Origin of the sequence: Burkholderia ubonensis (assembly GCF_001718695.1) — a bacterium.
Taxonomy (GTDB): domain Bacteria; phylum Pseudomonadota; class Gammaproteobacteria; order Burkholderiales; family Burkholderiaceae; genus Burkholderia; species Burkholderia ubonensis_B.
Window position 1 is genome coordinate 575149 of sequence record NZ_CP013421.1, and the last position, 23473, is coordinate 598621.

The window sequence follows — 23473 nt, forward strand, 5'->3', positions numbered from 1 at the left end:
TTGACTGTGGAGACTGCCATGCAACTCGCTTCCTCATTCCGTTACGGCTCGCCGATACTGCGCGCCGACTCGCCCCTCTCGGACGACCAGATCCGTAGCGTCGCGCCGTCAATCTTCGCGGACGGCAAGCACGCAAGCCGCTCCGAACGCTACACCTACATTCCCACCATCGATGTGCTGCGCGGTCTGCGCAATGAAGGCTTCCAGCCGTTCATGGTCTGCCAGAGCCGCGTGCGTGATCCAGGCAAGCGCGAGTACACGAAACACATGCTCCGGCTTCGTCACGCCACCCAGATCGTCGGGGAAGAAGCCAACGAGGTCGTGCTGCTGAACTCGCACGACGGCACGAGCAGCTACCAGATGCTGGCTGGTGTGCTGCGTTTCGTCTGCCAGAACGGCATGGTCGCTGGCGACAGCGTGCGCGATATCCGCATACCACACAAAGGCAACATCGCACGGAACGTCATCGATGGCGCGTTCGACGTGCTCGACACCTTCGACCTGATCCGCGAGCAGACCGACAGCATGCGCGGCGTCGAACTGGACCGCGCTGAACAGCACGCGTTCGCCCGTTCCGCCCTTGCACTGCGCTACGACCCGACTGACACGGAGGCCCCCTCCCCTGTCACCGAGAGCCAATTGCTTGCCCCGCGCCGTTTCGAGGATCGCCGCGACGATCTCTGGACGGTGTTCAACCGGGTGCAGGAGAACCTCACCAAAGGCGGGCTGCACGGGCGCTCGCGAACCGGCCGGGCAATGTCCACCCGCCCCGTCACAGGCATCGATCAGAACGTGAAGCTCAATCGCGCCCTCTGGATGCTGGCCGACGCCATGCGCCAAATGAAGGCGTAAGCGCTTGGGGCGACGCCATGTCGCCTCAAGCGTCCCAATCTGTCAGACGTCCTATCCGGGCCATGTCCTAACAGGTTCAGGAAGAAGCGCGACCCGGAACGTTTCTTTCCATTTTCTAGAGTCAGCCGCATAAACCCAAACCGAAACCCCCGATCCTGGCGCTGCCCAATCGACCGCCATGCTCGAAACCTACTTCGGCAACGAACAAGCCATCGTGACCGTACCGTATTCCAGCCTCCGACGCTCACCACTCAATACGCGCACGCAGCCGCTGCCGCCTACCAGACTGTGGACGGCCTTGTCCGGCGGGACCTGTTCAGCGACGCTGAAAACACCGGATTCATCGTTGACACAGCACTTGCAACGTCTTCGGGGCGAAAAACTCGAAACGGTAGCAGGGGACATTCGTGCCGAGCGTGGAACTGGACCGAAATGCGCATCGAGCGTGACGTACTCGAACTGAACCACTACGACAGGCTCGCTCCGACTGCGCCCCCGTGTACCGGAGACGAGCAATGCGAAATGAATGTCCTGACCGCCCCGCAGGACAAGCTTGCGGGACCAGTACGACGCGCTGTCGGAGGACGACGAAATGCCCGGGAGGAATGCGAACGGATCGAAACCGAACTGGACATCGTCACCGCTGCGATTCGGGTGGCCGAAATGCACACACCAGCATGGAGCACGCAGCAAATGGGCGAAGCCGGTGCGTTCATCATCGTCGACTCGCAAGCCGACCTCGCTATCGAGTGCGGGCTGGCGCGCCATGACAGGAAGGCCGCGCGCGACACGGGTGCCGCGACGATCGGGCAAACTCCCACCCAAGAGCCGAACCCGATACTGTTCATCGGACATGCTCACCTAGCCAGAATGCGACAGCGAGAAACGTCACAAAAAGGCTGGCCGCGGCGAACAGCAGGCGAGCCAGCGCGCGGGTCAAACGCCGTTCAGTCAACTCGATACCCGTCTGTATCCGTTTCAGGGCATCGGCCATCGCGCTCCCCAACACGCCCACCGCCTCATCCATTCGCGCCCGCTGATCCCGCGCCGCCACAGCGACTGCGCCGACCATTCGGTTGCCTGCGATCTTCGCAGCCCGGTTGGCCAGCCGGTCGGCGAACGCGACTATTGATGCCTCATTGAGCGAGGCGAGCGCAGCCCGATACCCCGCTTCGTGCTCACGCGTCATGTCCTCCGCCAGCTGGATCGTCGCCTTGCAGCGCGCGAGCGCGTCGCGGTGCTGGCGCATCAAGGCCCCGGTCGCCTCATCGACTTCTCGACGCACAGCGTCGAAACCTCCTTCCCCGGCCCTGCGGATACGATCAGGCATCGCCTCGTACAGCCGTGCGTAGTATTCAAGCGCCACGATCATTGACCACAGAGCATCGTTGTCCCGCAGGTTCAACGCACCGGAAACCCGGCGCATCCGCAGCAGACTACCGTCATCGGGCAATTCGCCCGTGGCCTCGAGAAACAGGCGGGCAAGCGCGTCAGGCGACCCAGCCCGCCTCTTACGCATGAGTCGTCACCCTGGCGAACATCGTGCTGCACACTGCGCGCCAGCGCAGCAGTTCCGCCCGCTCGCCAATATGCATCGTTTCCGCCGCCTTGTGTACCGACAGACGCTGGCTGCGCAGTTCGTCCGCGACGCGATCGGCAAGATCGGGAAAATCCAGTGACTGGCCCTGAGCCTCGACCGCCTTTCTCAATTGCGAATCCCGGTACAGAGTGAATTTCTCGGGCGGCCCAAAATAGCCGTTGCGTACGACGTGCGTGAGCGCATTCGGAAACGTCGCACCGAACCTGAGAAGCAATTCAAGGCTGTCGCGCTGCCGGTTGATGACCCACAACACAACGAGACGCCGGGCCAGTTCATCAAGTGTGCTGGCGAGCGTCCCGCCGTACTGCGCAACGCCCGCCTGGCTCCGAGCCGCCGTGTTGACGACAACCGTCGCATCCCGGTGCGCATCGCAAAAATTGACGAAGTCAATCCAGCCGCTAACGTCGTCCAGATCACACGACCCGCATACGATCTCGTCGTGGACCGCCTTCATGACATCGGGGTTGGACGTGTCCGTTTCTACCAGCACGACATTGACCTCCGTGCGTCGAAGATAATCGACCAGCGCCAGCGTCACGAAACTCTTACCAACACCGCCCTTGCTGCCGCCGACCATATAGATAGGGGGATTTTCCGTCGCCATGCGTAACCTCTACAAGTTCTCGGTATCGGAGCTGATCGGGAACCCGAGAAAGCCCTGTACCTGTTGCTCCGGTTTGGTCACCTCCTTGTCTCCCTTTGGGTGTATTCCGGCGCGTAGCGGCTCCTCAAGTGGCGCTTCGGCTTGGGCGGACTTCCTGCCCCTCGGTGGCGGTGTCACCGGCTCCCGCGACGCGTCCCGACTACCCCGCCGCATTCGCCCCCTTCCGTCAGCGCAACGCATCGCATATCTCAAGGAATTGAGACTCACGTCAATGCCCTCCTGCGCGGCCTGCTCGATCAGCTCAGGCATCGTGTATCCCTTCTCCCGCGCCGCAACGATCTGTGTCCATATGGATTTCACGCCATCGCCCACCTTGACCGGCTGGTCGTGTTTCGCCTTTTCCGGCAGCGCATTCAGTCTGCGTCCAAACGCTTCCCACTGCCCTCGCGTGAAGTTCCTGACGTCTGACATGACTCACTCCGATACACAAGCTTCGCTCCATATTGCGCACACACTCACTCGCCGTCAACACCTGCTTCGTGCGTGCTTCGACGACGACGGAATACATCGGAATGCAGATGACATTGACGGAACGAGAAATATTTTTTGCCGATTGCCAAAGCGGTCCTCGATTTTCACGGGCCTTTCACCTGCTCTCCCACTCGTGCACACCAGCGTAATCGCGGTGAACATAATGCGCTCGCGGATTCGCACCGAAGATACGCCACGACGCAACTCATGTCTCAGGTACACGAACGCGACGCTCACCCGTCTCGACCCGCCATTGCCACGCATATGCCATACACGCGAGTGCGCTTCGCGATAATTTTCATCGCGGCGGGACTGCGGATCAAACAAAAGTATCACCCGCACGACATGCGCGATACGCCGAGCGCACCATCCACTCACTGGGCACTGCAGGACGTCCTCGGCACCTCTGCGTCTATCTCGACAGGGATTGATCGGGCGCTCGTGTGCCGATTGCTTCTTCGCATCACTACGTCAAACGCGGCGCGCACTGCAATTACATGGATGCGAATTCGCGTTGTACATGGCTTACACATTGAGCGCCAGAAAGTCACACGCGGTATAGAAAACAACACGGGAATCGAGGCATGGCAGGATAGGCTTGCGCCGGTTTTTGACGCCATTGCGACGCTCCTCGAAAACCAAGGCTGGTCCGATGTTGCGCGTGCCATCTAGATCAACGCCTGCAGCGCGCGCTACCAAGAGCTCCAATGTTCTTCGCATTCGTCCACAGTTTCGCTCATAGCAAGACCTGTTCTCTTCCACATACGGAGATTCGCAGAAATATGACTCGCTGATATTTCAGATGTCCAAACTTTCTGCTCTCGGTCTGTCCGTCTATATTGGAAGGCAGGGCAACCGACTCGTCACATTTCGCTGAGGAGCCGTTCATGTCGCCAAAGGAGGCGCCCCGATCAGGCGCCACACTCTGGAGGAACGTTCCGTGGAATATCTCAAACTCGCGATCATCCTTGGTACCGTCATCGCGATTGCAAAAAGCATTCAGCTTTTTGATCGTCACTCGCGACACCGGTACGGTTACAGTTTCTTCACGGCGCGTGGGTTTTGGCTTGCCGCAGTCGGTATCAATCTCATATGGTGGGGATATGTCGGATGGGGATTCGCACTACTGCATCACGAACCAACAAGGGCGGGTCTCGTGCTCATAGCAATGGGGCTTGCGGCAGTCATCCGATTGATGTACGAAAACATCAGAAACACAGCGCTGATGTACGGTGTTCCCGGATCGGTCCTGCAGCTCGTGCTGTTTTTCCCGGTGGCGATCTACGGCATCCCGCTTCTCGCGATCACATTCCTGTTTCTGCTCGTCGCGACATTCAAGGCCGGGCCAGCATGGCTTTCCGATCGGGAATGAGCCTAGCGGCTCGAAACTGTGGGCTCAAGTCGCAACACAACGGGCAAGACTGGGCACTGTTCGAGATTACCGGCAACCAAGGGCCGACGGATCATCCGCAGGCCAGCGTAGAAGACCGCTTCGCATGTGGGGACAACGGGCCGCGTACCCAACCAGGCACCAAGTTTCCAAACATCCGGGACTCGGCTTGTAAATATGATTGCTGCCGAGTCGCACCATGATAACGACAGCCATCATGCGCTCTGGCCATTAGCGTTCCACATCGTGCCTGGCGCCACCGGAACGCTCGACAGTATCTGGCATCTGTCGATCCGGCATCTCGCGCCTCGCACGCCCTGCCATTGTTCGATCTCGTTGCACCGGCATGGACCCGACGAAGTACGCCATCTCAACGGCCATTGCCCGATCCTCACGGACACCCGACCTCGCCATTGCATAGGCCATTGATCGCCAGGCGGTAAATGCGCCACCTTGCGCGACCCATACTGCATCGCGCTGAGCATCGGTCGGCATCGATCTCCAGTACCTCGGCATTTCTCCACGCTCGACCATATGGACGACGGGCTGCTTCGGGTAGCGCTGCGTCACGCCGCGCACACGTCGAGGCGTCGCATTCGCCTCGACACCGTGCTGACGCAGTTTCTCCGCAAAACGCTCCCGCCATCGCTGAAGATCCTTATGGCGTGGATTCAGACGATGCCCATTCGGACCACGTACCTGTACGCTCAGATGCACGTGCGGATGAGCTTCGTCATTGTGCGCAGCGAAAACGTACGCCCGGCCATCACCGAACTCAAGCGCCGCGAAATCCCGAGCCGCATCGCGAACTGCCTTCCGATCCGTTCCGGGTGGCATCGACAGCAGGATGTTGAAAGTCTCGCGGCGCGTGCTGGCCTCGGGGATACCCCAACCGCCGAATTGCCAGGTCTTCGCGAGATCGCTTAGCGCATCCTTGCCTTCAATACAGGCACCGTTTTGATCCTCCAGTTCGATCCGGCCGTTGCGAGAGATATAGCGCAGATGTCGACGTACAGCTCCCATGCCCTGTGCACTCGCCGCCTGGTTGGTAATCTTGACCATGACTTCCGGAGCGCGTCTGAGCGTGCGGGCGATCTGCGCACGCATGCGAGCGGCAGCGTCGCGAATGCCCACATGTGAGAGTCGCGATGCCTGCGCATGTCGCAGCGGATCATGAAACAGGCGGTCGCCCCAGTTCACGAGCATCGCATCGATGTAGATTTTCGGATATGACATGTCAGCGGCTCCATCGATCGAGGTTCGCGCGCATGATCGCAGCTGCCGTACGCAGGTGTTCGTCAATACGCTTTTGCAATTCTGCCGATTCGGACACCAGATCTCGACGCACAAGTTCGTTTTCGTCGGCACGTGCAAGTTCGCCCAACAAACGGCTGATCTCAGCAAGTCGTTGGTTCGATATGGAGAGCGCATTCAATTCGGACACGCCCAATTGCGGTTCCCGGGTCAATTGCGCCCGAACCAACGACACGATCCAGCGATTACTGCGCAGACCTATTGCTGCGGCGCACCGCTCGACCGCATTCAGCTCCGCATTGGTCAGTCGGATTTCGATGCGATGACGCGGCTCTCCAACCACCGGTCGAGGCAAGCGCCATATGGTCGTGCCGGATCCGTCTGCCGCATTGTCACGTACAGCCGTTGCGATCAACTGACGCACGCCCTCGCCCGCCGTCACACCTCGGCGAGCACACCAGTATTCCCAGCGCACCCTGATTTCCCCGAGTTCGACGCACAAGCGCTCGCGCACGACCACGACTAGCCTCAGCGAGACGGTGCTGATTGCGGCGGCTCGGCTGGTGTGCGCTCGAGCTCGCTGGCAGGCATGCGCTCCGGCACCTGATGCTTACGCCGATCCCGGCCCGACGGCGCGTTCGGATCGAATACTTTCGGCGTAGGCACCGGAATGCCCTCGCGCCGGAATGCCTCGAGCATGCGTTCAGCGTGCTGCCGAACTCGGGTAACGGAGCGCTCGCTAAAACCCTGTTCTCGCATGGCCGCCGTGAGCACGGCTACATGCAATGCCCGTTGCCTGGACCAATAGCGCGCATCGCGGATATTGTGCGGTGCTGTCTCGTCGACTGGAACACCGAGTGAATCTGTAGATCCAGCTTGCTCAACCTGCGGATAGTCCGGCTTGTTCGAGACTGCAACGTCATGGTCCCGCTGCACGCTCTCTACCTGCCAAGTATTTCGATGAACGAGCTTCTCCTCTTCACCTATCACGCTCCCTTCGTCATTCAAAATCGGCAATCGCACGGTGACGAGGCGTTTGCCGAGATTTTCGAGTGTCACCTGCTGCCCGATCTGGGCATTCGCCTCCCGCACCGCACGCTCGAGATCGACACCCCACACGACCTGATCGACGGCCGCCTCGTCGCGAAATACCACGTAGTACGAGCCGCTGCGCGCGGGATTGTGCTGATATGGGGCCGCGCCATGCTCGAGCAGCTCTCCGACGTATTTCCGAGGGATATCGGCCTCGTCGTTTTCAGCGGTACGGCCGCCATCGCGAATAGGCAGTTCAGACATCGACGCAAGGACCGATGTGGATGGAGATTTTCGGTCGCTATTCGTGCCTACGCCGGCTCGGGGTACAGTTGAAATCACAGGCGGATTATCTGTACGAGCCGCCGCGCTCGCGGCCGTCGGCGCGTCGATTTGCTCGACCACCTCGATGCGGTTGTCCAACCGCGCTTGCCGCGCCTCCGTCAGGCGCGCCAGATCTGCCGCTTTGGGCGCGTAGCCGTTCACGTCAATGCCGAGCAGCGTGCCCTGGAACCACGCCTCGCTACGAAACATTTCGTGGCCCGACACACGAATGCGCCGCCACGATTTTGCATGCGCCATGTCAATCATCGACTCGACCACATCCGGCCGGTTGTGCTCAGTTACGAGGTATGACCCTAAATCTTCAAATGCAAGCTGATACGGCGCCTCCTTTAGGAAATACTGGTTGCCCGCGCGCAGGTAACGCTTGCGCACACGTTCGGGCAACTGGTCAAGCGGCGCACTCGTCAAACTCATGTCGGCCTGAGTCCCGCTCGGCGGGCGAGTCTGAGCCCTCGACCGTGTGGTCGCATCGTCGCGGATCGCTTGCTCCCGCAATCTCGCCCGGGCGGCATCAAACTCACGTCTGCGCCGGGCCGATACGGCTGCTAGCGCAGCTGATTCCAGCCTGCCCTGGCGTTCGTCCAACGCAGCCGGTCCTCCACCGCTGGCCGTCAAATCCTGTTCGATCACGTTGATAACTGGATCGGCGTCGTTCGCGAAAGTCCTCAGAGCCATGTGGCACCTCGCATTCTAAAGATCGACGTTGAATGTCGGCTCGATGCTGGTATGCCTTATCGGTCAGGCATTGAACCGGCTTTGCGAGACACATCATGTTCCCGCGACTTCTCGAGTGCGGCCGCACGCGCTTCACGGATGCGCGTCCAGGATCTCGCCTGCAACTGATCGAGCATCGCCTCAAGATTGGGGCTGTAGTTCAACTCACGGACCGACTTCTTCAGTGAACCGACCATACGTTCCAGCAGATCGCGCGCCCGGTCCCACGGATAAACCTTCGCCTGATCGCCGTCATAGCCCACTTGCAACTCGGATCCATTCAAACGGGAGTTTTCATCCATCCATTTCAGACGGTCAGACACAAATGTCATTCGATCTTTGCGGTGGAACACGACACTGCGTGTCGCGACCTGCTGGATTAGATAGCGCTCCGTGTTGAAGACCTCACCCCGATAGGGGCCACCGTTTTCGCGCGGCGTGCCCAGCCTCAGCGGTGAGCCAAACCGATGCTCCGCGAGCGCCTTGACCTCGTTCGGAACGTCAGCAAGGCCAAACAGCGCCTCGCCGATTGGTGGACGCGTCGACGCAAGTCGAGTCGGATCGGTAGCCGATGGCGCCGCAACAGGCAGAGTGTCAGATGGAGCATCCACCGAGGGTGACGCGGAGCCGGATGCACGCTCCGTTGCCGGCACATCCGGCGTAGCCTGCTTCGGTGCACCGCGCTTTGAGGACCGGAGACGCGACGTACCGTCATCTCCTGTCAACAGCGTTTCCTTGACGTTGCTCACTTTTCCGTCCTCCTCATGCTCATTGACATCAACCACGGTCACACCGGATTCGGCGAAGATTTCCGATTGGCCATCTGCCCTGACAACAGTACGGACCACAGCGCGCAGGTATTCGCCGACCGCTTCATATCCGCTCAGCACCACCATGTCACTGAAGTCATTCGGTACCATGTCGCGGATACGCGCATCTGCGGCGAATCGTGGCCAAACCAGATGCGCACTCGCATCTTCCGCCGCACGCCGCGCCCGTGCCTGCGGCTCGCCACGACCCAGTTCACCTAGCACGATCAGCTCCGCGGCGGGATACTGTTCACGCAAACTCTTCGCTACCAGCCCCAGGTTCCCGCTGGACAGCGCCGCCGTCGCGAACCAACCTGTGGCTCTGGAGGCCGCCAGGGCAGTCGCCATACCCTCTGCGACCAAAACCCGCGACGGAGCACTGGCCGGAATCCATCTCGGCTCCGTCGTCCAGTAGCCGCCTCTTTTCGCGCCGCCAGCCAGAGATGATTTGCGCCCGTGTTCGTCGATCAGTTCGAGCGTCGAGATCAACCCATTCCCAACAGGCACGATCAAAACACGTCCATGCAGCGGTACTTCCTCGCTGGCCGGCAGGTAGCCAAGCAGCGCACGCAGTTCAAGTGCATCGAGCTCGCGCAGCGTGTATGGCGGCTCAAGGTGTTTACGTACAAGATAGGGATGCGCTGGGCCGACTGGCCTCGCCCACTGCCAGATCGATGCGGCCTCTTGAGCAACAGCTGCGTGACGTGCTTGAAGTTGCACCTCCTCCCGTGCGCGCTGAGCCAATACCTCGGGTGACGCCGCCAATACGGTGGTCATGCGATTCGGATAATTCGCCCGCTTCAGATCGAAGCCGTGCTGACGCGCCTGCCAGAAAAGCGTAGCGAGCGTCTTGCCACCGGATGCGCTGGCCGAGCGCCATGTAGTCCGAGCTGCACGCTCGTTATAGTTGGGTGCCGTCCGACTCCACGCGTCCCAGATTTCAAAACCTTCGTCGCCGAAGCCCTGCTTGAGCGCGAACGCCATATCGACCCAGGTCCCATAGTCGTCGGCCGGAATGACGGCAAGCGCTGCACGTGCACGATCCACATCGTGTACATAGGGCGTCGTCATTGCCGGACTTCCCCGACTGGCGCACCGCTCACGGCTGCCTGGCGCGCCGGTTCAACAAAATCGAGCTCAGCCACATCAAGATCGCTTGCGCTCAGGCAACGTCTCACCTGCTCAACCTTACCGGCCGGCATACCCAGCAGCACGAAATGCCGCTCGACATAAGCCACAGCCTCCTCCTCGCTGAGGTCTGCGAGGTTCGGCGGCAGATCGCGCGGATTCCATGCCTGCAGTACTTCAAGGTACTCGTGCGGCACATGAACGAGCCCCGCGTCCTGCGGGTCGAGCTCATCGGGATGCAAGTCGCGCAAGCGACGCTGGACCACCGCGGAGAAATGCTCCATGTTCAGGGTGGGCACGGACGGTGCCGGCATGACGCGGGCCGCAAACTCGGGATCGCGCCAATAGCAGATCTTGTCGGCCAAAATCGGCTTGGTGTTTTCGAGCAAGATGATTTCCTTGTCGCGCTCCAGTTCCTTCAATTCCTGCGGCAACAGCAACGGCCGGCGCTGTTCAGATACGCTTTCGCTTGAACCACCCCGGCCGCCAAAAAATGCGTTGGGGCGGCTCACACTGCGCGATTGGTCGGTAAACGTACCGAGCATTTCCGAGTATTCGTTCGCGTCCTTCTGCTCGCGCGGTGCATAGAGGATCTGCATCGCGTGGTTCGTGATGATGGTACGGGCATCGGATCGCCCGTAAACGGATTCGAATTGCGCGATCGACTGCACGATCGACAGCACACGCAGGTTGAAACCCGGCATATAGGCAATCGCGCGCGGAAGAATGTGGATCTTTCCGATTGCCGTCATCTCATCGAACACAAGCAGGCATTGGAACTTGAGTGTAGGATCGGCTTCGGGCAGTTGCTTCGTGTTCAAGTTGATAATCTGCGAAAAGAGCAGGTTCACGATCAAGGCTGCTTCCGCCAGATGATCTGGCGTGACACCGATATAGATGGAAATACGTCGGCGCCGCAGATCGCGCAGATCGAAATCGTCCGCGCTCGTTGCTGCGTCGACAATCGGGTTGGCCCAGATCGTCAGCGGCGCATTGAAGGTCGCCAACACGCTCGCCAGCACCTTGTCGTCATTAGACAGGAAGCGATTCAGTGCATCCACGCATTGTTGCGAGAGCAAGCCACGATGCCGGACCAGCGCTCGCTGCAAATAGGTTTTGACTGGCATGCCATTGCCCGACGACTGCCGCAGCACTTCGCCCATCGTGACGGGAAAATCGGGACTCGACGCGTCCTTGCCAGCCCGGTGCGCATCGCGCCATTCGCACAGCAGGAGCACGATGCCGAGGAACAGATTTCGCGCCTGATCTTTCCAGAAATCGTCGTGACCTCCGGGTGGATACAGTGCATAGCCGATCGTGAGAATGTCGCCCACCCGGAACAAGCCATCTGAGATCGCCGACAGTGGGTTGTAGCGGTGTGTCCGGCCATCTTCGGCAAACGGATTGAACAGATACACATCTTGTCCATGTGCGCGGCGAAAGCCGGATGTGGTCGCATAGTTTTCCTGCTTGATGTCGAGCACCACGACCGAATCGGGAAAGGTGAGCAGATTCGGGATCACTACGCCAACTCCCTTGCCGGAGCGGGCAGGTGCGGCAAGTAGCACGAACTGCTGACCTCCAAATCGCAGGTAGCGGCCGCGCCATATTCCAACGACAATCGCAGGTGGCGTATCAAGGCGGCCATGCGTCGTCATAGCAACCCCGCCTGCCGGATTTCCGATTCATTCGCAAAGCGCGCACTGCCATAGAGACGACGCCGATGCGAGCTCGCCCATAGCGCATGAAAGCCCACTACCGGACCACCCGCGGACACGAGTACAGCAAACAACGCCGCCCCCACGAGCTTACGCCCGACGTTCGGCATCATTCCGTCTCGCCACATCAGTACTGCGTCGAACCAGCCCCACACTCCCGCATGCAGCGGATTCATGCGCAGGCTGGCATAGAAGATGAACGATGCGAGCCAGAGCGATACGGCTAGTCCAGCCATCAGGCAAGCTAGTGCGGCCAACGTCACGACAGCCGTCCGAATATGTTGGCGCAAAGGCAAAGACGGATGATCCACGCGCGCCCCCTATACAAACGCGGTGCGCGCCTTGCGCACCGGATCGAACCAAACTTCGGTCATGCCCCAACGCCTGCCGGTCTGTTTGTCCTCTGCGTCGAACACCGCGCGTGACTCCATGTGCGCGACGAGATCGACTGTCAGGAACAGCAACCGCTTGAGTGCGGCATCATCCCAAGCTGCGGCCTCCGGATGTTCCTTTGCCATCAGCGCGAATCGCTCAATCGCGACGGTCACATTGGGCGCGTGATAGCTCGTGATCGACCCCGCGTGTCCGGTCGTCAGCAGCTTCAGGAAGTCGTAGGCTTCGGCACCACGCAGTTCGGCCAACAGCACGCGATCCGGTCGCATGCGCATCGCGCTTGCAATCAGGTCTGCTGGCGTCACCTGCGCGTGACCATGCCCGCCCTTGCTGTAGAGAAGATGCACGCAGTTCTCGACGTGCCGAATGACTAGCTCCCGCACGTCCTCGATCGTCACGATCCGCTCGGTCGCAGGAATCGAGCGGCACAAGGTCTTCATGAAACTGGTCTTGCCGGACCCCGTATTACCGACCACCGCGATGTTGCGTCGTCCCCTGACAGCATGCTCGAATAAGGTAACCCAATCATGCTCTTCCAGGCATTGGACGAGATCGCGGTCTTCTGCGGACAAGTCCGCCCAAGCTGAGTCGAGCCCGTCTGGCCTGCGCCATACCGTCGCGTCGAACAATCCCTCGTCCCGACACGCGTTGAGCGTCTTCTCGTCCGGGGACGGACGGCGAATCGTGACCGACACCGTGCGCGCCGGTACGACCGGCGGAACCACAATCTGGATCCGTGCGTCGTCCGGCAACAGCGCCGACAGAATCGGATACCGCGACGATACTTCCTGGTTAGTCAGGGTGGCGACCGACACCGCGAATGACATCAGCCGGTCGAAATCGAGATCGGCGTAGTCGTGGCCGTGCCAACCGACCGAGTTCTCGGTCAACACACGCTGCGGCCGATTGATCACCAATTCAGTCACCTCGGGATCGTCGAGCAGCCGCGCAAACGGTCGCATCAGTTCGCGCACGGAGGCGTCGTCGGGTAACCGAGCCAGCACGGCGTTGCGTGTTGCATCCAACGGGGGCGAGTGAGTCATCATCGCGTGCCCTCTGGCTGCAGGGCATACACCGATCCGAAATCCAAATCGCGCGCAATCACGATTGTGAACTCCGCGCCCTGGTTCTGGGTGAGCGTTGGCGGGATACCGATCGTGCTGTCGAGCACGCGCGTGGCCATGTCGTTGCCCTGCTGTTGTGTGCTTTGAAACATCACCGATCCGTTGGCGCTGCCGCCGCGCGTCGACAGATAGCCGATCGCGTCCTGGGTAACGCCAAGCAGCATTGCGGCACCGATGCGTTGACTCCAATGGTTGTCCACGTAGCCGTCAATGCCCATGCGGCCGAGTGCGTCGGCCGCCGGCGAGTCGACCTCGACCGTGACACCGTTGGGTGTCTTGATACGGGCCGACAGCACGAATACCCGCTTCTGTCCCGGCGACATGTTCGCGCGATACTGGCTGTTAATCTGCGAACCCCGTTCAATCAGCACGACGTTGCCATCGTCGGAATACACGTTCTTGGTCACCGTGCAGGTCGACAAGCCGGCCTCGGTCGAATCAAATGCCGTATCGCCGGCACAGTCGATCTTGGCGCCCTGCGCAAGCACCAGGCTCCGATTGCCGAGCATCCCGGCCTGAACACGCGGTGTCACGGTCGGTATCAGCGCCTGGCCGAGCCCGCCCCCCATCTGCCCTGGATCTCGAGCTGACACGCCTGCACCGCCGCTAACGCCCGCGGTAAGCGGGAAAGGTACACTACCCGCCCGCCCAACGCGGGGCGCTACGCCCGCGAGTTCCTGCCCACCGCCCGTTTCCAGCAGCGGCGCATCGTAGTAGCTGCGGGGTGTCGCAGCATGTGCAATACGAGCAGGCGTGGCCACGCCCGCACTCGATGCCAGGCGCACGGCGACTGCGCTTGCTGGTACCGGTTCGGAGGCTGCGCTACCAACCGACGACGCGGGCAGATCGTTGAACATGCGCCCCTGGGAAGACGTACCTGTCATCGAATCGCGCCGCGCCTTCGCCGCGGCATCGTGCCGCGCGAGAAATCCGTGCACGGTCCAAACGGCGCCGACACCGACGATCAGTACGATTGCGACAGGTGTGAGCCACCAGGCGCGTGGACGCGCGCCTCGGTATTGCCCCAACGCTGGCATACCTCGATCAGCGGAAACATTTGATGCTCCCGCGTTCAGGCTGCCTTCATGCCTATGCTCCGAACTATCGTCGGGTCCGATCACGTTGCGCGGGCTATCGTCATTCATCGCGATGGCTCCGCAGAATGCGCTTCACCCCGTTGACCGTCGTGCCGTCATGCGCCGGCACGCCGTCGATGTCGTAAGCGTCATTCCAAATTCCAACGACCTCTCGTGCGAGCCGCAACACAAATCGCTTCGCCACCTCGTGCACGACGATCGTGTCACCGTGGATGTGCTTGTCGACCACGCTTTCCGTACCGTCGTCGGCCACGCGGAAAATCGCCGGCATGCGCCGGTTGTTCGGAACACGCAGATACGTAAAACGTCCGTCGTCCCATGCCGCAGTCGGCGCGATGTCGTCGGAGTTCGGCATCACCTGCATCGAATAGTGTGCATTACGCACGGCCGCCGGCCGCGCCAGGCGCTTCGCAACCAACTCGCCGTCCGATTCCCCCGACGCCCGCTTCGCCAACTCGTCCGGATAAACGAAAGTCACGCGATACATCACGCGGTCATTGCCGAACTTCGACTTCAGCGGAAGCACCACGAGATCAAAACTGTAGCTATGCCGGTCGGTGCGAATTTCAAGATTCGAATCGTGGGCGGCAAGCTGCGGCTTCAGGTACACATCGTGATCGCCCTTGTTCGCTACCACCTGCCAGCCGTCTCGATCTCCTGGCGCGACTACCTGAATGTGCTCGTGGGAACCCAGCGCGATGTGCGTCGCGAAGCCGCGTTGCGCCTGCACGCGCACCACCTCGTCGGCTCGATAGATTACCTGGCGAACGCGCGAGTCGCCGTTCCAGCCGGGCAGGTCAACCGCTCGCGCCCCCCCTGCGAATAGCAGGCTTGCCAGCGCGATGCCGATCGGAAGCACTCTCATGGTGTGCCTCCGGCTGCCGACGCCGACGGCGTATATTCCGTATCCCGGCTATAGGCGGTGACCTTGAAGCCGAATGGATTGGCGATCGCCACGCTCTCACGTGTGAATACGGGCGGCCGGTAGGTATAAGCCAGCGTGATCACGAAGCGCTGGGTTGGCTCGGCATGCGCTTCGCCATTCTTGAACGACGTCCGTTCGACGTGCACAACCGCATGGCCGGGTTCGTCAGGCGGCAGCGTGACCGAGAGAATCCGGATCCGCCGCTCAACACCCGCACCCAGCTGCCGATCCAGTGGCTCGGGACCGCTGTAGAGGCCACGGTAATCGCGAGCGACCACGTCGTCACTCATCGAAAGTACGCTGTCGTAGTCCATCTGCAGCAGTCCCCAGTCGTAGCGCTCGCGTGCGCGCACATATGTCTCGACCCAGTGCTTGTCCTGGATTTCCTTCGTGTGCACGTGGCGGGCGTCGAGCACGTCGATCACCTGGGATTCCCCTGTCAGGCGATCGACCTCGATGGGCAGAGGCACGACGCGATAGAACGGCACCATCACAGCGAGCGCTCCCGTGCTCAGCACGGCAATGCCAACTGCCGCGTAAGCAACGTGCCACGCGCGCCGTTCCGAGCGCTCCTGCAGGTGAGTCAACGACGCCTCGATGTCAAGTACGCGGCCATAACCGTGCGAGCTCATGAGTGGTCTCCAGCATCCTGCAACGCGGGCTGGTCGGGAGCAGCCGGCACTGTCGTTGGCACGTCAGGCACTGGCGGGACACGATTGACCGGCACGCGGTGCAGGCCGTCCGGCAGTACGGGCTTGGGTGGTCCACTGCTGCAGGCAGCAAGACTCCACGCGAGGCACCCGGCGAACGTCAACGAACTCAGGATGGACATGGTGTCGCCTCAGTTGCCGAATGACGCGGGCACCATCTGGTCCTGGAGCCGGTTGGTCTTAGCCGCTCGGCTCAGCACCAGTTCACTTTGCTGCTCGGCGACGAGCTTGTCCTCCGTCTCGGCCAGCATGCGAAAGAGCTGCAGTTTGGTCATCTCGTTGCCGACCGCGGTAGATTCGGTCTGAATACGCGCTTGCAACTCCGCGACGCCCTTCGGGTCCTGCGTCGCGTTGATTTGTTGTCCGAGACTTTGTATCTGGTCCAATTCCTGCAGCTCGGTCTGATATGCCTGCAGCCCGAACGCCTTATCCTGGTACGGCTTGTTGAGCGTGCGCCTGCACACCTGCTGGTCCACCCCAGTCTGGTCCTCGCAGTCGTAGATGCGGCTGGCCAGGCGCAATGCCTGCGCACTGCCCGTCAGGCCCGCGTAGCCGCCATTCTGAATCGCGGTATAGACGCTCTGCCAGTTCGACGGCAACGAGTTGGCGACGACCCGATTGTTCAGAAGCGCGCCGAAACCGCGTGTGCCGATCGTCGACTGATAGATCTGCATTTCTTGCTGCACTTGCTGCTTGAGCTGGCCCACGGTGGCAATGGCCTGCGCAACGCTCTGCGCGTCGTAAACCGGGATCCCTTGCGCGTGAGTGCCGGTGGAATGCGCCGCACACACGAACGCGACAGTGATCCATTTGCTTCGTCCGATCATGGTCATTGCCTCCTGGTCAGCCGTCGTGCTGGCCCAAATTCGCGCGTGCAGCGCGCTGGTAAGCGGGGGGCCCGCCACCGCCCGACCGAGATCGCCCGGCCGAACCCGTCCGGTCACGAATTTCGCCACCGGAGGTCGGGCCTCGCCCGTTACGGTTGAATGCCCGCCCGATCGCCGCGACGAGGCTTCGCGACGCGATGCCGGCCACAAACGCGCCGAACCCTGACAGCGTGGCGCCGCCAGACAGGCCCGCTGCAACCGCAGGCAGTTGCCAACCGATCATCGCGAGGAACACCCCGGTCGCAAAGAGCCCAAGCGCGGCAGCCGCTGCGGCGGCGTCGTCGAGTGCGGCGGAAACGGCTTGCATCAGGGCTGACGAATCGGCACCGGGGGCGCGGCCCGTCGCGTGGAACGCAGTGAGATCGGTCGAGAACGCCGTGAGCGCCATGCCAAGGAAGGCAGCCACCAGCACCTGTAGCAACGCGTAATTGGCAACCTTCGCGGTCCACGCTTCGAAAAATCGCGCCGTCGGCGCAAACGCGGCGCACGCGATGAAGATCGGGCCCAGTCCGAGCACGAGATCGAGCAGCGTCCTCGCCATCACGACCTCGAAGACCAGCACGATCAAAAAGATGGACCCGCCGAGCGCCGCGACGAGGCCGCAGAGGAAATCTCCAATCGCGGCGGCCAGACCGCTCGGACTGATTCCCTCATGCGTCGCCTTGTTGAAGTAGGCGTCCATCACGAGGTCGACCTGCTGGTCGTAGCAGTCGAGCGTCTGATAAATGCTGCTCGCAGCGCTCTGTCCCGTCACGCTGCCACCGTTGGCAGAGCCGCATCCCGGATTGCCCCCGCCCGTCGTGTTCGCCGCGTTCTGGATGGTCTGGGCCAGCCCGGCCGTCGCGCCGTTGACGGCGGTGACGACCTGCTGCTGGTAGATCCCGGCGCTCAGCGCAAACGCCAGCGTGATCGACACTTTCAGCCCGCGCCAGGCAAACGCCGGCACCGCCTCGTGGGCTTCGCCGCGTACCACCGCGAGACCAAAGGCCAGCACCCAGATCGTGATGCCCGTAGTCACGACCGGCACGAGTGCTCCGGAAAGCGCCGACGATACGGTCGTCACGTAGGTCGACATGCCGTCGTCGAGGGTGCCCCCCAAGGCAGCAAAGAGACCGCTCATCGAGCACCTCCCGACGCGGGAGCTGGCGACAAGCGCGAGCTCGCCTGAGCCGCTCGGCGCTTCGCTAGTCGCTCATGAAAAACAGGCAACCAGTCTTTAGGCATATCCCCGACTTCGGCACGAATCGCATCGAGCAACTCGACGTTATCGGTCGTACCGGACAGGACATCGAGCACATCGCCAAGCCCGGCGAGATCGAGTCGGCCGATCGCGGAGCGATGGCCCTGCTTGACGAGGAACAAGCGGCTGCTCTCGCCCAGGTTGCGCACGATATTGAATTCGGCTTCGGTCAGCTTGAAACCATGCACGTAATCGTCGTAGTCGGCACGCGGATTCGGCAGGAAGAAAAACGTCGCACACTGCTCGATCAGCGCACTGGCTATTTCGCTTCGCAATACGTCGGCCGGTGACTGGGTATCAAAAATCCCCAGCCCGTTCTGCTTGCGGATTGTTTTCTGCTTGTTCCTCGCAAAATCCGTGAAGACCTGGTCCCCGAGCCGCTTCCAGAACTCGGTCATCACATAGATGAAGCGTCGCCCATCGATCAGGTTTTCGGTCCGATGCAGCAGGTACATCGTCACGGGCGTCGACACCTCGGGATCGTCCAGCAGTTCTGTGTCATCGAAGCCGAACAGTTTCGCGTGCGCCAGGTCGATCCGATCTGTCGGATTATCGAGTACCCACCCCAGACGTCCACCCACACACCATTTGGCCAGTCGCGCATGCAAGCTGTTTTCGCCAACGTTCGGGAGAAGTTGCCACACCATCGACAAACGCCGCAGGGGCTTATCCATACGTGCCACCTCTCGCACGGCACGTGAAAGGTCAAGTTCGTCCTTTGCGGACAACGGCTCGCCGACGTTGACGAGCTTGCGCACGAGGCGCTCCCAAAAATCGATCATCGGCTCATCCGGCGCCATCTGGAACGGGTTCAGGCCGGTGGGCTCTCCGTGGCGGAACACGGTATAGGTGCCGCCCATCGCACGAATCGCGATTTCCGTGCCGCGATCCTTGTCGAACAGCACCGCCGTCAGGTCATACTTGGTCGCCATCGCGAGCAAGAACAGCTCGAGCACCGTCTTGCCCGCTCCCGCCCGGCCGATGATCTGCGTATTGGCCAGTGCCTTCTCGTCGAGTGAGTCGTGCTTATCCGGTGTCGCGTGGAAGTTCAGATAAAGCGGCTGACCACTGGGTGTCTTGACGATCGTGATCGCCTCGCCCCACGGATTGCCGTCGCGCTTGCCGGCCGCGAAGTTGTGCAGGCTTGCCAGACCGCAAAAATTGCGCGATGTGAGCTTCGCTTCGCGGGGTCGGTAGCGCCAGTTGGCCGGTAGTTGCGCAAACCAGGCTGCATCAGCCACGAGATCGATCAATGCCGTCTGGAATCCGGCATCGGCCAGCTGCGTTCGTGCCTTCGCGACGCTGGACGACACTTCATTGAGTGAATCGCCGAGCACCGCCAGCGAGTAGTGATACTCACCAAGAACGAAATTCCCGTTGATCAGGTCGTCGAGCGCATGGTCGATTGCGTCGACCTGGGACAGGGAGACGTCCTCTCCGGCGATAAGCTGATTGCGCTGCCGCTCCAATGTCTCCTTCGCCGTGGGTTTATCCAGAATCGTGAAGCTTTGCGTCTCGATATATTCACAGTCGCCGTACAGCAGACCATTGAGCATGCCCGGTTCGGTGTCTTCCGGATAATCCTTGATGTCGAGCATCGCCGCGAACCGCGTTGCCGTCGGCATGCGAATCTCGATTTTCTCGGCACCCACAAAGAGTCTCGAAACTGGCAGCGCCTCGCGGATCGCGCCAGCTGGCACGGGCACAGGTTCCCAGACGCCATTGACCAGATAGCCGAGCAGTTCCAACGCTGACGAATAGCGGAACGAAGCGGCCACGGCGGGACTCGGCCGGCGATAGACACCGAGCGCGACCGGCTCATAGGGTTTCAGGCTCGATTCGAGCTGGGCAGCAAGCTCCGACATCATCTTCAGTGCGTCAAGCTGATCGCGCCGGATATCGTCGCGCGTACGGCGCGCCGCACGGCTGAAGACACCGCCGAGGCGGGTGCGGTTTGGCCGGTAGACCACCGTCAGATACAACTCGTTGGCCATCATCCGGTAGCCCGAGAAACTCGCGTAGTAGCGCGTCGCCAGTTCCTCGCAGAAGTGGTCGTCGTACTGCGTCGAGAATCGGTCCGATACCCGTCGGCGCAGACGATGCGACCACAGCGCCACATGGCCTCCCGCCAGTCCGCGCACAAATTGGCTGAATCCCTCGTGTCGCACGAGGATGTCGGTGGGATCGGCTGCCTCAAACGCGATGCCGGCGATCTTCCAGATTTGCAGGTAGTCGCCTTCGCGGGTCTTGATGACGTGGTCGGTCACATGCGTCGAGTACGGGATACAGCTGGCAAGCGGCACTTCCCGGCTCGCGACGGCTCCGACGTACGATAGGCGCGCCATCTCATGCCCTCCTCTTCAGGCGCACCGGCACATAGGCGTGTGCGCCCCAGAAGCGGCGGTTGCCCTGACGCAACGCCATGCGAGCGCGCCGCGCATGCTGCGCAAGCCGTTGATCGTCGTGGCGCGTCGTCATCCGCATCGCGACGAACACCGGAATCATCAAAAGGAGGATCCCGACACCCAGCGCAGGGCTGGCCAGCAATGCCCAGATCGCGGGAATCAGCATGCTGCCGCCGATCATCAGCAAGGGCACCAGCGGCACACCCCAGAGCATCGCGGGCCGCGTGCAGCCTTTGAAGACAGGATCCTTGAGCGAATGCATGGTTCGGCGCCCCGGATCAGCTCGAAGGAATCAGCATGCCAGCGATAACGGTCGCGCAACCGACGAACAAGCCGCCGATAAACACGTTCGCGATATCACCGAACCGGGCATGCTGGAACATCATCCGAAAACCCGCCCAAATGATGGAAATTGAACAAATCACGCCCCCGACGCTCAACAACGTCGCCTGGATCGTATCGAGCAGCGTATTGACCTGCGATAGCTGCGCGCGCGCCGGTGCAGTGAACATCAAGGACGAAGCGCCAAGAATGATTTCCAGCGCCGTCTTTCGATCGGATAGAAATCGCATCATCCGCTTGGCGCGCATCGACGATTTATATCGCATTCCTAAATGCATGATCGACTCCTTTCCGATATATCTATATCTGATTCGTCAATGTGGACTTAGAACACCACTGCACTACCGTCCGGTTTGAAACGCTGCTCGGTAACAGGTGAAGCCGTGTTCATCCCATCGCGATCGCTGCGCGATAGCTGCCGAACCGCAGGTTCAGAGCGGGCGGCACGAACCGGCACTGCAGAACCAATCGGTACCACCGCAATGGGCGCAATGGCCGGAACGTGCGAATCTGAGGAAGCTTGTGCCGCTGCGCTCTCCTCGACTCGCTGGACGTAGCCCGTTCGGTAGCCGGTCGAGAAATTGCCGCTCGCATAGCAAGACAGACTCGCGCGTAGTGCGGCCTGTACATCCGCCTGATAATCGGTCCTCGCTTGGGACTTTTGGATCGTCACCGCCGCTGTATAACAGCGATGGAGAATGGCAGCACCGACAGCTAGGTTGCGACAAGGCTCAAGCGCGTTCTCGGCGGACAGGCCATAGGCCAGCCAGTTCGCTCGATTCACCTGCGCGAGCCCGACACTGAAATTCCAGCCGCCGGCCTCCAGCGCGCGTACCGTCGCGACCGCTTCGGCCATATTCGACGGCTGTCGACGCAGCCGCCCGCGAACGACGCCGATCGCGTAGGGATTGAATCCTGATTCGGTACGCACGATCGCCGCCATCGTGGCCGGGGCGATCTGCGGCGCGCAGTCGTGCACGAGCGACAAGAAATCGAGCGGCATTAGCGATTCCCCTCTCCTAGGCGAACGATCTGCTGCAGGGGGTACCCTACCGACGTCGCGGGATATTGGGCGGACCGTGCATTGTTGTGCGCTGCTCGGTTCAGCGTGCCAACCGTAGCGAGATCACAGGTTGGAAAGGGATCGCCGTCTCGCAGCGCGGCCCATAGCCTTTCGATGGGCGACACGCATTCGGCATACTGCTCCGGGCCACCGAGGTTAGACAGACACAACATCACCTGACAGCCCCAATCGTCCGCTCGTGCAACATCGGGCCACGCCATCGACGTTCCAAACACGACCGCAAGCGACACCACACCGCGCCACACGTTTTGCCGCACATCAGGAGTAGACGCTGAATTATGCATGGCATGCCTCGACCGTTTCAGAAGGCAAAGCCACCTCTTTTGCAGAGTCGAGTCGCCGCGCGAGCACGTCGAAACACGCGCTCATGGCCTGCCATTCGCGATTGGCCGCCCGATCGGCTGGAGTGAGATCCATGACCGAGGTCCCAATCGCCTGCGCCTGCGAGATGGCGTCAATCCGGGGAAGCAATAAATAGCCGCTTGGGCTTTGATCATCCGGAACCAGCCAGGTGGCCATGCACACCTCGAACGGCTTGAATCGGGCCTGCTGCCGCGGAGTCATCTCGACGCAGTTGGGGACGATACCGATAAAGCACAGCGACGGATTGAGCCGAGCTCGGACATTGCGCACCCCATTGCCGCCATTGACGAAATCGGCGACCTGCTCAAGCATGTCCGGCGACAACAGAACGGGGCTGATCAGCGCGTCGGCGAGCGCCGCCGCACAAATCGCACGCGAGTCAGGCCACGGCGGGCTATCGATCAAACAAACGTCAAACAAGGGAGCGACCTGGGTCAACAGGTGTCGCACGTTGGCGTAGCAACGCACGCCAGCCGGATCGGATCGATATGCACTGCCGGCAGTGGTGTTCGCCGCAAGCACGCAAATGCATGGTCCAGTCACATCAGGTCGCTGGTCGCACCGAATATCGAGCGTCGTGTGCGTCACCGAGCGTGCACGGACACCACGTGTAAGCGAAATGGCACTACACGCCGGCTCGGCCAGATCAAGCACCAACACCCGATATCCACGTACGCGACGAAGATAATGGGCGAACTGACACACCAATGTCGTTCTGCCTGTTCCACCACGGGCCGAAGCCATCAGCAGCGATTTCATGGTCGTCATTCCTCGGCTGGGGCTCCGAGCAGTGACGTCTTTTCATGGAAGTGAGACAGTCTCGGTGCGAGGGAAAGGCGCGACGAGTTCAACGTGCATTCTCGAGAGCACGTCACAAAACAGAAAAGCCTGCGATTGCAGGCTTTCTCACGCGCGTTAAGGCCCAC

24 protein-coding genes are annotated in these 23473 nt (G+C 61.1%); 3 read left to right on the forward strand and 21 right to left on the reverse strand.

Annotated features, from left to right (window positions below; translation table 11 throughout):
* Nucleotides 1-18: 18 nt before the first annotated feature.
* On the forward strand, nt 19-852 hold the full coding sequence (locus WJ35_RS17395; protein WP_011879943.1) for a DUF932 domain-containing protein: 834 nt from the start codon (nt 19-21) through the stop codon (nt 850-852).
* Nucleotides 853-1041: 189 nt separating this feature from the next.
* On the opposite strand, the gene WJ35_RS31375 is transcribed toward WJ35_RS17395, so the two are convergent.
* From WJ35_RS31375 to WJ35_RS17410, 4 genes are read right to left on the reverse strand one after another with little or no spacing between them, the layout of a single operon-like run.
* Nucleotides 1042-1707, reverse strand: coding sequence for a hypothetical protein (locus tag WJ35_RS31375; protein WP_126221078.1), 666 nt, complete (start codon nt 1705-1707; stop codon nt 1042-1044).
* Nucleotides 1697-2371, reverse strand: coding sequence for a hypothetical protein (locus WJ35_RS17400; RefSeq protein WP_011879942.1), 675 nt, complete (start codon nt 2369-2371; stop codon nt 1697-1699). The genes WJ35_RS31375 and WJ35_RS17400 overlap by 11 nt, the downstream gene beginning before the upstream one ends.
* Nucleotides 2364-3056, reverse strand: a complete 693-nt coding sequence (locus WJ35_RS17405; protein ID WP_045579595.1) for a protein mobD — start codon at nt 3054-3056, stop codon at nt 2364-2366. Before WJ35_RS17405 ends, WJ35_RS17400 begins: the two co-directional genes overlap by 8 nt.
* Nucleotides 3057-3065: 9 nt before the next feature.
* Nucleotides 3066-3527, reverse strand: coding sequence for a hypothetical protein (locus WJ35_RS17410; protein WP_011879940.1), 462 nt, complete (start codon nt 3525-3527; stop codon nt 3066-3068).
* Nucleotides 3528-3794: 267 nt separating this feature from the next.
* Between WJ35_RS17410 and WJ35_RS31380 the strand changes: the two genes are divergently transcribed.
* On the forward strand, nt 3795-4259 hold the full coding sequence (locus WJ35_RS31380; RefSeq protein WP_155121939.1) for a hypothetical protein: 465 nt from the start codon (nt 3795-3797) through the stop codon (nt 4257-4259).
* A gap of 268 nt (nt 4260-4527) precedes the next feature.
* Entirely contained in the window at nt 4528-4959 is a 432-nt protein-coding gene (locus tag WJ35_RS17415; protein ID WP_011879938.1) for a hypothetical protein, read from the forward strand.
* A 249-nt stretch (nt 4960-5208) separates the two neighbouring features.
* Here the strand turns inward: WJ35_RS17415 and WJ35_RS30370 are convergent, their stop codons facing one another.
* The 17 genes from WJ35_RS30370 to WJ35_RS17495 all read right to left on the reverse strand — a co-directional run bounded on the left by WJ35_RS30370 (nt 5209) and on the right by WJ35_RS17495 (nt 23306).
* Complete coding sequence (locus WJ35_RS30370; protein ID WP_059475157.1) at nt 5209-6213, reverse strand: relaxase/mobilization nuclease domain-containing protein; 1005 nt, start codon at nt 6211-6213, stop codon at nt 5209-5211.
* 1 nt (nt 6214) lies between these two features.
* Nucleotides 6215-6751 (reverse strand): plasmid stabilization protein, encoded by a 537-nt coding sequence (locus WJ35_RS30375; RefSeq protein WP_080484367.1) that lies wholly within the window; start codon nt 6749-6751, stop codon nt 6215-6217.
* Nucleotides 6752-6759: 8 nt separating this feature from the next.
* Nucleotides 6760-8283, reverse strand: coding sequence for an LPD7 domain-containing protein (locus WJ35_RS30380; protein ID WP_080484368.1), 1524 nt, complete (start codon nt 8281-8283; stop codon nt 6760-6762).
* 56 nt (nt 8284-8339) lie between these two features.
* Nucleotides 8340-10202 carry a PriCT-2 domain-containing protein gene (locus WJ35_RS17435; protein ID WP_045579591.1) on the reverse strand — a complete coding sequence of 621 codons (1863 nt, stop codon included), beginning with the start codon at nt 10200-10202 and terminating at the stop codon, nt 8340-8342.
* Nucleotides 10199-11917: a type IV secretory system conjugative DNA transfer family protein gene (locus WJ35_RS17440; protein ID WP_045579590.1), complete on the reverse strand. Its 1719-nt coding sequence runs from the start codon at nt 11915-11917 to the stop codon at nt 10199-10201. The genes WJ35_RS17435 and WJ35_RS17440 overlap by 4 nt, the downstream gene beginning before the upstream one ends.
* Nucleotides 11914-12288 carry a hypothetical protein gene (locus tag WJ35_RS30385; protein ID WP_011879931.1) on the reverse strand — a complete coding sequence of 125 codons (375 nt, stop codon included), beginning with the start codon at nt 12286-12288 and terminating at the stop codon, nt 11914-11916. The genes WJ35_RS17440 and WJ35_RS30385 overlap by 4 nt, the downstream gene beginning before the upstream one ends.
* Before the next feature lie 9 nt (nt 12289-12297).
* On the reverse strand, nt 12298-13416 hold the full coding sequence (gene virB11, locus WJ35_RS17445; protein ID WP_011879930.1) for a P-type DNA transfer ATPase VirB11: 1119 nt from the start codon (nt 13414-13416) through the stop codon (nt 12298-12300).
* Nucleotides 13413-14639 carry a type IV secretion system protein VirB10 gene (gene virB10, locus WJ35_RS17450; protein WP_045579589.1) on the reverse strand — a complete coding sequence of 409 codons (1227 nt, stop codon included), beginning with the start codon at nt 14637-14639 and terminating at the stop codon, nt 13413-13415. The genes virB11 and virB10 overlap by 4 nt, the downstream gene beginning before the upstream one ends.
* On the reverse strand, nt 14632-15456 hold the full coding sequence (locus tag WJ35_RS17455) for a TrbG/VirB9 family P-type conjugative transfer protein (protein ID WP_045579588.1): 825 nt from the start codon (nt 15454-15456) through the stop codon (nt 14632-14634). Before WJ35_RS17455 ends, virB10 begins: the two co-directional genes overlap by 8 nt.
* Entirely contained in the window at nt 15453-16148 is a 696-nt protein-coding gene (locus WJ35_RS17460) for a virB8 family protein (RefSeq protein WP_045579587.1), read from the reverse strand. Before WJ35_RS17460 ends, WJ35_RS17455 begins: the two co-directional genes overlap by 4 nt.
* A 209-nt stretch (nt 16149-16357) precedes the next feature.
* The gene (gene virB5, locus WJ35_RS17465; protein ID WP_011879926.1) at nt 16358-17053 is read right to left on the reverse strand and encodes a P-type DNA transfer protein VirB5; all 696 of its coding nucleotides are present in this window, start codon (nt 17051-17053) and stop codon (nt 16358-16360) included.
* A 16-nt stretch (nt 17054-17069) separates the two neighbouring features.
* Entirely contained in the window at nt 17070-18233 is a 1164-nt protein-coding gene (locus tag WJ35_RS17470; protein ID WP_045579586.1) for a type IV secretion system protein, read from the reverse strand.
* Entirely contained in the window at nt 18230-20698 is a 2469-nt protein-coding gene (locus tag WJ35_RS17475) for a VirB4 family type IV secretion/conjugal transfer ATPase (protein ID WP_059475159.1), read from the reverse strand. Before WJ35_RS17475 ends, WJ35_RS17470 begins: the two co-directional genes overlap by 4 nt.
* A 1-nt stretch (nt 20699) precedes the next feature.
* Nucleotides 20700-21020: a type IV secretion system protein VirB3 gene (locus tag WJ35_RS17480; RefSeq protein ID WP_011879923.1), complete on the reverse strand. Its 321-nt coding sequence runs from the start codon at nt 21018-21020 to the stop codon at nt 20700-20702.
* A gap of 16 nt (nt 21021-21036) precedes the next feature.
* Nucleotides 21037-21378 (reverse strand): TrbC/VirB2 family protein, encoded by a 342-nt coding sequence (locus WJ35_RS17485; protein WP_045579584.1) that lies wholly within the window; start codon nt 21376-21378, stop codon nt 21037-21039.
* A gap of 47 nt (nt 21379-21425) precedes the next feature.
* A complete protein-coding gene (locus WJ35_RS17490; protein ID WP_045579583.1) occupies nt 21426-22103 on the reverse strand; it encodes a lytic transglycosylase domain-containing protein in 678 nt (225 codons plus the stop codon).
* Nucleotides 22104-22460: 357 nt separating this feature from the next.
* Nucleotides 22461-23306, reverse strand: coding sequence for a ParA family protein (locus WJ35_RS17495; RefSeq protein WP_045579937.1), 846 nt, complete (start codon nt 23304-23306; stop codon nt 22461-22463).
* Nucleotides 23307-23473 lie beyond the last annotated feature (167 nt).

Bases quoted from the DNA above. Each gene is read 5' to 3' on its own strand.
- WJ35_RS17395 (WP_011879943.1), top strand. From the start codon at position 19: ATGCAACTCGCTTCCTCATTCCGTTACGGCTCGCCGATACTGCGCGCC.
- WJ35_RS31375 (WP_126221078.1), bottom strand. From the start codon at position 1,707: ATGTCCGATGAACAGTATCGGGTTCGGCTCTTGGGTGGGAGTTTGCCC.
- WJ35_RS17400 (WP_011879942.1), bottom strand. From the start codon at position 2,371: ATGCGTAAGAGGCGGGCTGGGTCGCCTGACGCGCTTGCCCGCCTGTTT.
- WJ35_RS17405 (WP_045579595.1), bottom strand. From the start codon at position 3,056: ATGGCGACGGAAAATCCCCCTATCTATATGGTCGGCGGCAGCAAGGGC.
- WJ35_RS17410 (WP_011879940.1), bottom strand. From the start codon at position 3,527: ATGTCAGACGTCAGGAACTTCACGCGAGGGCAGTGGGAAGCGTTTGGA.
- WJ35_RS31380 (WP_155121939.1), top strand. From the start codon at position 3,795: ATGTCTCAGGTACACGAACGCGACGCTCACCCGTCTCGACCCGCCATT.
- WJ35_RS30370 (WP_059475157.1), bottom strand. From the start codon at position 6,213: ATGTCATATCCGAAAATCTACATCGATGCGATGCTCGTGAACTGGGGC.
- WJ35_RS30380 (WP_080484368.1), bottom strand. From the start codon at position 8,283: ATGGCTCTGAGGACTTTCGCGAACGACGCCGATCCAGTTATCAACGTG.
- WJ35_RS17435 (WP_045579591.1), bottom strand. From the start codon at position 10,202: ATGACGACGCCCTATGTACACGATGTGGATCGTGCACGTGCAGCGCTT.
- WJ35_RS17440 (WP_045579590.1), bottom strand. From the start codon at position 11,917: ATGACGACGCATGGCCGCCTTGATACGCCACCTGCGATTGTCGTTGGA.
- virB11 (WP_011879930.1), bottom strand. From the start codon at position 13,416: ATGATGACTCACTCGCCCCCGTTGGATGCAACACGCAACGCCGTGCTG.
- virB10 (WP_045579589.1), bottom strand. From the start codon at position 14,639: ATGAATGACGATAGCCCGCGCAACGTGATCGGACCCGACGATAGTTCG.
- WJ35_RS17455 (WP_045579588.1), bottom strand. From the start codon at position 15,456: ATGAGAGTGCTTCCGATCGGCATCGCGCTGGCAAGCCTGCTATTCGCA.
- WJ35_RS17460 (WP_045579587.1), bottom strand. From the start codon at position 16,148: ATGAGCTCGCACGGTTATGGCCGCGTACTTGACATCGAGGCGTCGTTG.
- virB5 (WP_011879926.1), bottom strand. From the start codon at position 17,053: ATGATCGGACGAAGCAAATGGATCACTGTCGCGTTCGTGTGTGCGGCG.
- WJ35_RS17470 (WP_045579586.1), bottom strand. From the start codon at position 18,233: ATGAGCGGTCTCTTTGCTGCCTTGGGGGGCACCCTCGACGACGGCATG.
- WJ35_RS17475 (WP_059475159.1), bottom strand. From the start codon at position 20,698: ATGGCGCGCCTATCGTACGTCGGAGCCGTCGCGAGCCGGGAAGTGCCG.
- WJ35_RS17480 (WP_011879923.1), bottom strand. From the start codon at position 21,020: ATGCATTCGCTCAAGGATCCTGTCTTCAAAGGCTGCACGCGGCCCGCG.
- WJ35_RS17485 (WP_045579584.1), bottom strand. From the start codon at position 21,378: ATGCATTTAGGAATGCGATATAAATCGTCGATGCGCGCCAAGCGGATG.
- WJ35_RS17490 (WP_045579583.1), bottom strand. From the start codon at position 22,103: ATGCCGCTCGATTTCTTGTCGCTCGTGCACGACTGCGCGCCGCAGATC.
- WJ35_RS17495 (WP_045579937.1), bottom strand. From the start codon at position 23,306: ATGAAATCGCTGCTGATGGCTTCGGCCCGTGGTGGAACAGGCAGAACG.